4 protein-coding genes and 1 pseudogene are annotated in these 6,697 nt (G+C 58.8%); 1 reads left to right on the top strand and 4 read right to left on the bottom strand.

Annotated elements, in window-relative coordinates; all coding sequences use genetic code 11:
- Positions 1-90 precede the first annotated feature (90 nt).
- A pseudogene (locus CFR71_RS11500) lies at positions 91-807 on the bottom strand (transporter); the annotation flags it as partial.
- A gap of 106 nt (positions 808-913) precedes the next feature.
- Positions 914-3,373, bottom strand: coding sequence for a membrane-bound PQQ-dependent dehydrogenase, glucose/quinate/shikimate family (locus CFR71_RS11495; protein WP_110531218.1), 2,460 nt, complete (start codon positions 3,371-3,373; stop codon positions 914-916).
- Positions 3,374-3,789: 416 nt separating this feature from the next.
- Here CFR71_RS11495 and CFR71_RS16555 point away from each other — a divergent pair, with 416 nt between their 5' ends.
- The gene (locus tag CFR71_RS16555; protein ID WP_165832097.1) at positions 3,790-3,954 is read left to right on the top strand and encodes a hypothetical protein; all 165 of its coding nucleotides are present in this window, start codon (positions 3,790-3,792) and stop codon (positions 3,952-3,954) included.
- A gap of 231 nt (positions 3,955-4,185) precedes the next feature.
- On the opposite strand, the gene CFR71_RS11490 is transcribed toward CFR71_RS16555, so the two are convergent.
- Together CFR71_RS11490 and CFR71_RS11485 are read right to left on the bottom strand one after the other, a co-directional pair.
- A complete protein-coding gene (locus CFR71_RS11490; RefSeq protein ID WP_110531243.1) occupies positions 4,186-4,869 on the bottom strand; it encodes a sulfotransferase family 2 domain-containing protein in 684 nt (227 codons plus the stop codon).
- A gap of 749 nt (positions 4,870-5,618) precedes the next feature.
- Positions 5,619-6,404: an alpha/beta fold hydrolase gene (locus CFR71_RS11485; RefSeq protein WP_110531215.1), complete on the bottom strand. Its 786-nt coding sequence runs from the start codon at positions 6,402-6,404 to the stop codon at positions 5,619-5,621.
- Positions 6,405-6,697 lie beyond the last annotated feature (293 nt).

Below are 6,697 nucleotides of genomic sequence, written 5' to 3'. Positions count from 1 at the left end.
GCATCGGGTTTTCTTATAGCTTACGAAAATTTCTTTTGTGCAAAACAGACTTTTTCATAATCTAACCCGATGTACAACCCTTCTGTGAGATTTCCGCGTCGAATCATCCAGATACTGACCTGCCGTACGGTCATAGGTGCCTTTTACATTCTGCCAGTCGAGGGCGAAGAACGGCTCGACAAGGCGTGAAGCCTTCCAGCTGAAGCGCAGGTTGGTATAGAAGACGACACCGGGGGAATAACGGTGCTGCCCCTTCTGGTGTTTGTCCCCTCCCGCCACGGTTCCGGCATCGCCGTCGAAACTGAAATGCTTCCATTCATAGTCGAAAATGAAGCTGGAAATGTTTGACCAGTAATTCGGGCTGGTCGCATCGCGCGTGCCAAGGGGGGTCTGCATGAAGGTCTGGATGCCGAACGTGCTGTGCCTGTTTGGCTTGAACCATGCCGCGGGACCAACGATGGTGGGACCAAGGCCACCAAAATCCGTGCCGTTGGCGAGGGAGTAGCTTTCGGTCTGGATCAGTTCGAAGGCAAATCCCACATGCGGGATGGCGTCAAAGCTGCGGAAATGCACGTATTTCGTCATGCCCGACCATGTATGGCTGCCGCCACTGGCATGACGCTGGCCCAGGCTGTTGTAGGAACTGCCGGCCGCGTTTCCATCGCCGTACTGCACAAGGACGTTGAACGGCTTGAAATCAACCGGCAGGTCATATTCATGCGGTCCGATGATCCCCAGCGTCACGTCCGCCGCGCGGGCCTGTATCGCGCATGCCGTCATGACGGACATGACCGCGAGATGAAGCATGGCGCGCGGCCACGCGGACCTTTGTATCGGATGCATGGGGGATGTTTCCGTGAAGAAAGACACGGGTATCCGGCCACGACCGGATACCCGCGCGGGTTGCTCTTGCTTATTGGGGCGTGGTGGTGCCCTGCTGGCCGTCGAGCGTATAGGCGATGATGTAATCGCCGCTTCTGGTGCCCAGTCCGCCATGGCCACCGGCGGCGATCACGACATACTGCCTGCCACCGATTTCATAGGACATGGGCGTGGCCTGGCCGCCCGCGGGCAGCCGGTCGTCCCACAGGACCTTTCCGGTGGCGAGGTCAAAGGCACGGAGGTAGTCGTCCGCCGTAGCGCCCATGAACACGACGCCGCCCCTGGTCACGATATTTCCGCCGATATTATACATGCCGGTTGGCAGCGGCAGGTTGTTGTGTGTGCGGAAGGGCCCCGTGTCGCGCGTGGTGCCGACGGGATGCTGCCAGACGATCTTTTTCGTGACGAGGTCGATCGCGGTCAGCGTGCCCCACACCGGCCCCTTGCAGGGGATCTGCAGCGGGTTCAGCCATGGGGAGGTAAACGCGATATACGGCGTGCCATAATCAGGCGAAACCGCAAGGGCATCCCCCTTGGCCGCGGGTTCGTCCCCCTGCCCGTTCCATTTCGGAAGGATCCCGGCGCCTTCCAGCTTCTGACGACGATCCAGGCGGATGCGGAACGGCAGGTAGCTCGCATTGGCAAGCATGATCTTGCGCTGCGGGTCGATCGTGATGCCCTGCCAGTCAACAACGCCATAGAACGCGGGATAGACAATGGTGGACTGGCCCACGTGCGGGGGCGTGAACTGCCCTTCATAGGCAGACTGGCGATACTGGATACGGCAGATCATCTGATCCAGCAGCGTCGCGCCCCACATGTCGTTTTCCTTCAGGTCGGGCGGCGTCAGGCTGGGCATCGCCACCGGGAAGGGCTGCGTGGGGGAGACATGGTCATCCGGCGCGGCACCCGCTGTCGGGACACGGCGTTCGGCCACGGGATAGCCCGGCACCGTTTCGCCCGTGCGACGGTCAAGGACGAAGAATTCGCCGCGCTTCGTGCTCTGGACCAGCGCCGGTATCGTCTCCCCGTTCGCGCCGGGCAGGTCCACCATGGACGGGCCGGACGGGATATCCATGTCCCACAGGTCATGGTGTACCGTCTGATAGGTCCAGCGACGTTCGCCCGTCACGATATCCAGCGCAATCGTCGCGGACGACGTGGCGTCATCGAACGGACGGCGCGACCCGCCCCAGTTGTCGGGCGGCGCGTTCCCGGTCGGGATATAGACCAGCCCGAGGTTGAGGTCGGCGGTATAGACACCCCACGCATTCGGGGTATCGCGCGTCAGCACGTCATCCGGGCCGGGCTTCCACGTTTCCGGCTGGTGTCCGGCATCCCATGCCCAGGCGAGTTCGCCGGTCGTCGCGTCAAAGCCACGAATGGCGCCCGACGGTTCGAAATTGGCCTGGTTGTCGAATATCCATCCCCCCGTAATAAGCCGGTTCTTGGCCACCAGTGGCGGCGAGGTGATGAAATGGAAACCATGCGGCACATGGCCCAGATATTCCCGCAGGGAAATGAAGCCGTGATCGCCGAAATCCTCGCACGGTTTGCCTGTTTCGGCATCCAGCGCGACCATGCGCACGTCCGCCACCGGGGAATAGATGCGCGTGCGGCAGCTTGTCTGGATTTCATCGGGAATACGGTAATAGGACACGCCACGACAGGCGAGATAGACATTTTTCGCAAGATCGGCCGCGGCCGGATGGGGATCGAACTTCCACTTCACCTTCCCCGTCGCGGCGTCCAGCGCGATGACCCAGCTGTGGGGGGTGCACATGTAAAGCGTGTTGTCCACCTTGATCGGCGTGACCTCAAGGTTGAATTCATGACCCTGATCTGGTCCCGCGACCGTACCTTCGCCTTCCTGTTCCACATCGCCGGTGCGGGTTGTCCATGCGCGCCTGAGCTTCGTGACATTGGCCGGCGTGATCTGCGCCAGCGGCGAATACCGATCCCCGCCCACCGTGCGGCCATAGGCCTGCCAGTCGCCATCGGGGATGCCATCGGCGGCCGGGTCGGGCTGTCCCTGCGCCATCATGCGATCCGCCGGAACCGTCCCGTCGATGGAATAGGACATGAAGCAGCTGATCAGCAGCACGAGGGCGGCCGCGCCAACGCTGCCAAGCACCGGCAGCTTGTCAGACAGCCAGCTGCCGGTGCCGCGCCAGACCGGTGGCAGCAGCAGCCATGCGCCAATGCCCAGCAGCGTGAGCAGCCGCACCTCCAGCCCCCAGATGTCGAAGCCCACCTCGACCAGGGACCACACCGTCGCCACCAGCAGAAGGGCGGCATAAAGGCCGACCGCCAGTTTCGGCTTGCGCAGGCCGCTGACCGCCGCCGCCAGCATGACGCCACCCGCGAGGACATAGAACCACGAACCGCCAAGGAAAAGCAGCTGGGCACCCCCAAAGAACAGGAAAAGCCCGACCAGAGCCAGCAAGACCGAGGTTATTACTGATAACAACCTTCCATTTGTTTCCCGCATGCCATGTTTCTTTCTGTAGTTTTCATGGGCCGCGCGGAATGGCGGGGATGATGTTTCCCTTTCCCGACGGCCAGTGAGCCCTGTTCAGCATGGAGACACGGCAAAACGCCATGCTGCATCATGGTGGCTTCACACAGGTTTGTTTCATGAAAGGCCACCTGTCTCATTCCTGAGACAGGTATTGAAAAAACGGGGTCTTCCGTGGGGAATGCGTATTGCCAGACAGCACGGCACGGACACGATTACGGATGCCATCCGGGTCCATCACGCACGAAACGGCGGAGGTGATTTCCCGGCAGATCAGACAGGACGGACCGCGAAGCTGACACACATGCCTGAAACAGAACCCCGATATTGAAACCGCTGTCAGGAATGCCAGGTTACGGCGGAACAATTATGGAGGAAACATCAGCCGCATGGCCATACGACCGCATGGGGACGAAGCACGGACAGGCATAGGCCACGCCATCGTGCGTCATTGGGATATCCTGCCGGAAATTACCGGAAAATTTTTGAAAACAGGAAGTTTCCGGGCACTTCCTGTTTTAGAAATGCCGAATTCCCCAACGTTTTTTAAATAGATTCCTGGAAAAGCCTTCATTGGCACAGGACATTTCACAAGATGACTTCCGGATCAGTCACCTACTCGTGAAAGGTAGAGCACCTGTCGATATTATTCCTGACAAGGACCGAATGCGATCGCCCCGCGATGGGGGACATTGCCACAAGAGCCGAACGCGCCTGAGGAATGCCTGGGTTTTTTCATGATTTTTCCGACATATCAGAAAAATCCCGGGACGGCTTCCCGCCTGTCATTTCGATTCCGGAAGGTACTTCGCAAGGCTTTTGTCGTACAGGACGAAATCCTGCTCATACAGGGTTTCTATGCGCTTTTTCTGGCGCGCCGTCAGCGTAACATCGCCGCAGCGACTTTCATTAAGCCGCTTGATACGCAGATCACGAAACTGGGAAAACAGGTGCGGCAGCTGGGAGACAGCCTGCATGGGGATAAGGTTTTCGACCAGAACGTCGCCCTGACGCCCGCAGACGTACCATGACTGCGGCCGGAAGATATGGTCCACCCTGTAGATGGAGCGGGCATTTTCGACATGATCCAGCGCATCGTCCACGGAACGGAACGCCATGTAGCGATCACGGAACGTATCGACAACCTGCCTGTGGGCTGTCCCACCGGCGCGCGCATAACCATAGGAGGAGATGAAGCGTGACACGGGATCGCGGAGAATGGCGATGCTGGGCAGGTTCCTGACATTTTCCGGCGCGGTTTTCATGAAGAAATTCATCGTTTCATGAAGCATCGTCCGCCCGTAAAGGGCCATGGCGATGGAGGTGCCCGCGTTCTTGGGCACATGGATGAAAAGCAGCCCCCGCTGCGCGATCATGGCCATGCGGGCCCGGCGCTTGCGCCCGTGGGGGATATGCAGGCCGCAGTCGGCCGCCCATTCATGAAAATCCGACGCAATGGGAAACCCCATCGTCCGGGTCGCGGAATTAAAAAGGGCCTGGGACAGGGACGGGCCGGAAGCCGGACGAAGAAAATTTCCTGAACAGTGGGAGGGCGGATTATCAACATTCATGAATGACTTTCTCCCGGTCGGGCGACACGTTCGGCGTGGCGTATTTCAGGCACGCCGAACTGTGTATCATGACGCCCAAGAAAATCGAGTCATGCATCCTGCGTTGTTACTTTATGTTCCAAAAAAGTATGGACCATTTTGAATAATACAGTTCAAAACTTCCGGAAATAATAGTATAGCTTCGGCTTATTTGAAGAAATGTTTTGACATCGTGTCTTATTGTTACTTGTCGCCACAGGACGGTCCTGCAACATGATATCGATTTATATTATTGATTTCGTTAACGAAATATCAGGACCGCCGAGGTATGAAACCCTCTGCGGGAAGGAACCATTTTCGTTAATTTATCAAAACATATCAGACGACAAAACATTCATTTGAAATACATCTTCATGCATGCTTTGTCATGGAATTGTTACACGCCCGTAACCTCGGGTCCGTTACGTTTCCATCGTCCCGGCGCGAATCAGAACGCCGATCGTAATGATCGGGGCGGCCTTTCCCCCACGAAGGGCGCTCTCTCCCTCTGTCCCGTCCGGTCCAGGGCCGATCGGGGCGCGTATTCCGACTGTGTGTATCGTCTCAGCCACGGGATGATCTGCATATCCCGCCGTGTGTCGGGGCCGGCCTGTCAGCCGCGCACTCCCCTACCCTTCGGACAGGAAGTTCACCAGCAGTTCCAGGAAGGCTGCCGGGGCCTGTGCATGAACCCAGTGACCGGCATCGGGAATGATTTCCAGCCGGTAATTCGGGAAAAGCCGCCGCATGGCGGGGTAGTTGTCAGGTGTTATGTAATGCGAACGCCCGCCCGCGACAAACAGGGTGGGGCCATCATAATGGATGCCGTTCCCCATCTCCGGCCATCCGACAATCGCGGGCATGGAGGCGGCGATTTCCTGAATTCCGATATTCCAGTGTGGATGTTCCCCCATGTCGATATTCATCATCATCAGGTCACGGACAGGTTTTTCGGAAATGACCTTCCCCAGCAGGGCATCGGTGGCCGCCCGATCCAGAAAGTCGGGAAACCGGAGATCCGCCATCTTCCCCGCAAGGCTCTGCGATTGTGAAAACCCGCCCTTTCCCGGCGCGATATCCGCGATCAGGAGGGAGTGGACATCCGCCACGAATGTCAGGGCAAGCATCATCGCCACCTTCCCGCCCATCGAATGGCCGATGATGGTGGCGGGCAGGGCGTCATGCGCCGCCAGCGTTTCGCGCACGTCACCGGCAAGGGTGGGATAATCCATCATGCCATGGGGACTGTTTCCATGATTGCGCAAATCAAGGGCAAGGGTGCGGCGTGTCGCGGCGATCCGTCGCTGGAAAAACCCGAAATTGCGCGCGCGCCCGAACAGGCCATGAAGGAAGACGACGGGGGGCTGCGACCGGTCGCCATTTTCGGGGCCAAGTTCTATCGTATTGAGCAGCATAGGGGGACGCACTCCGGTTCCTGTCAGGTTTCGGAGGCATCCTAGAATACTCGGCCCCGGCCTGCCTTTCATAACTTTGTGGGGCCACCGCACGGGGCATGTCCAGCCCGTCATCGCGATTTCCATACCCATGCGCGGCCGTGTCCCTTCCGCATCGCCCATGCGGGAAAGCATTGCCATATAAGCTGGCAAGTGGACCGGCTTTACTGCCCTTCCCCACGATCACGGCATGCGGCGGCGTCGCGTCGCGATGAAAACGGCAGCACTGTCCCCGGACGCATGAAGGCGGTTCC

This window comes from Novacetimonas pomaceti, from assembly GCF_003207955.1.
GTDB classification, from domain to species: Bacteria; Pseudomonadota; Alphaproteobacteria; order Acetobacterales; family Acetobacteraceae; genus Novacetimonas; species Novacetimonas pomaceti.
The sequence above is the reverse complement of the archived record's forward strand: the minus strand, read 5'-3'. Positions and strand labels throughout refer to the sequence as shown.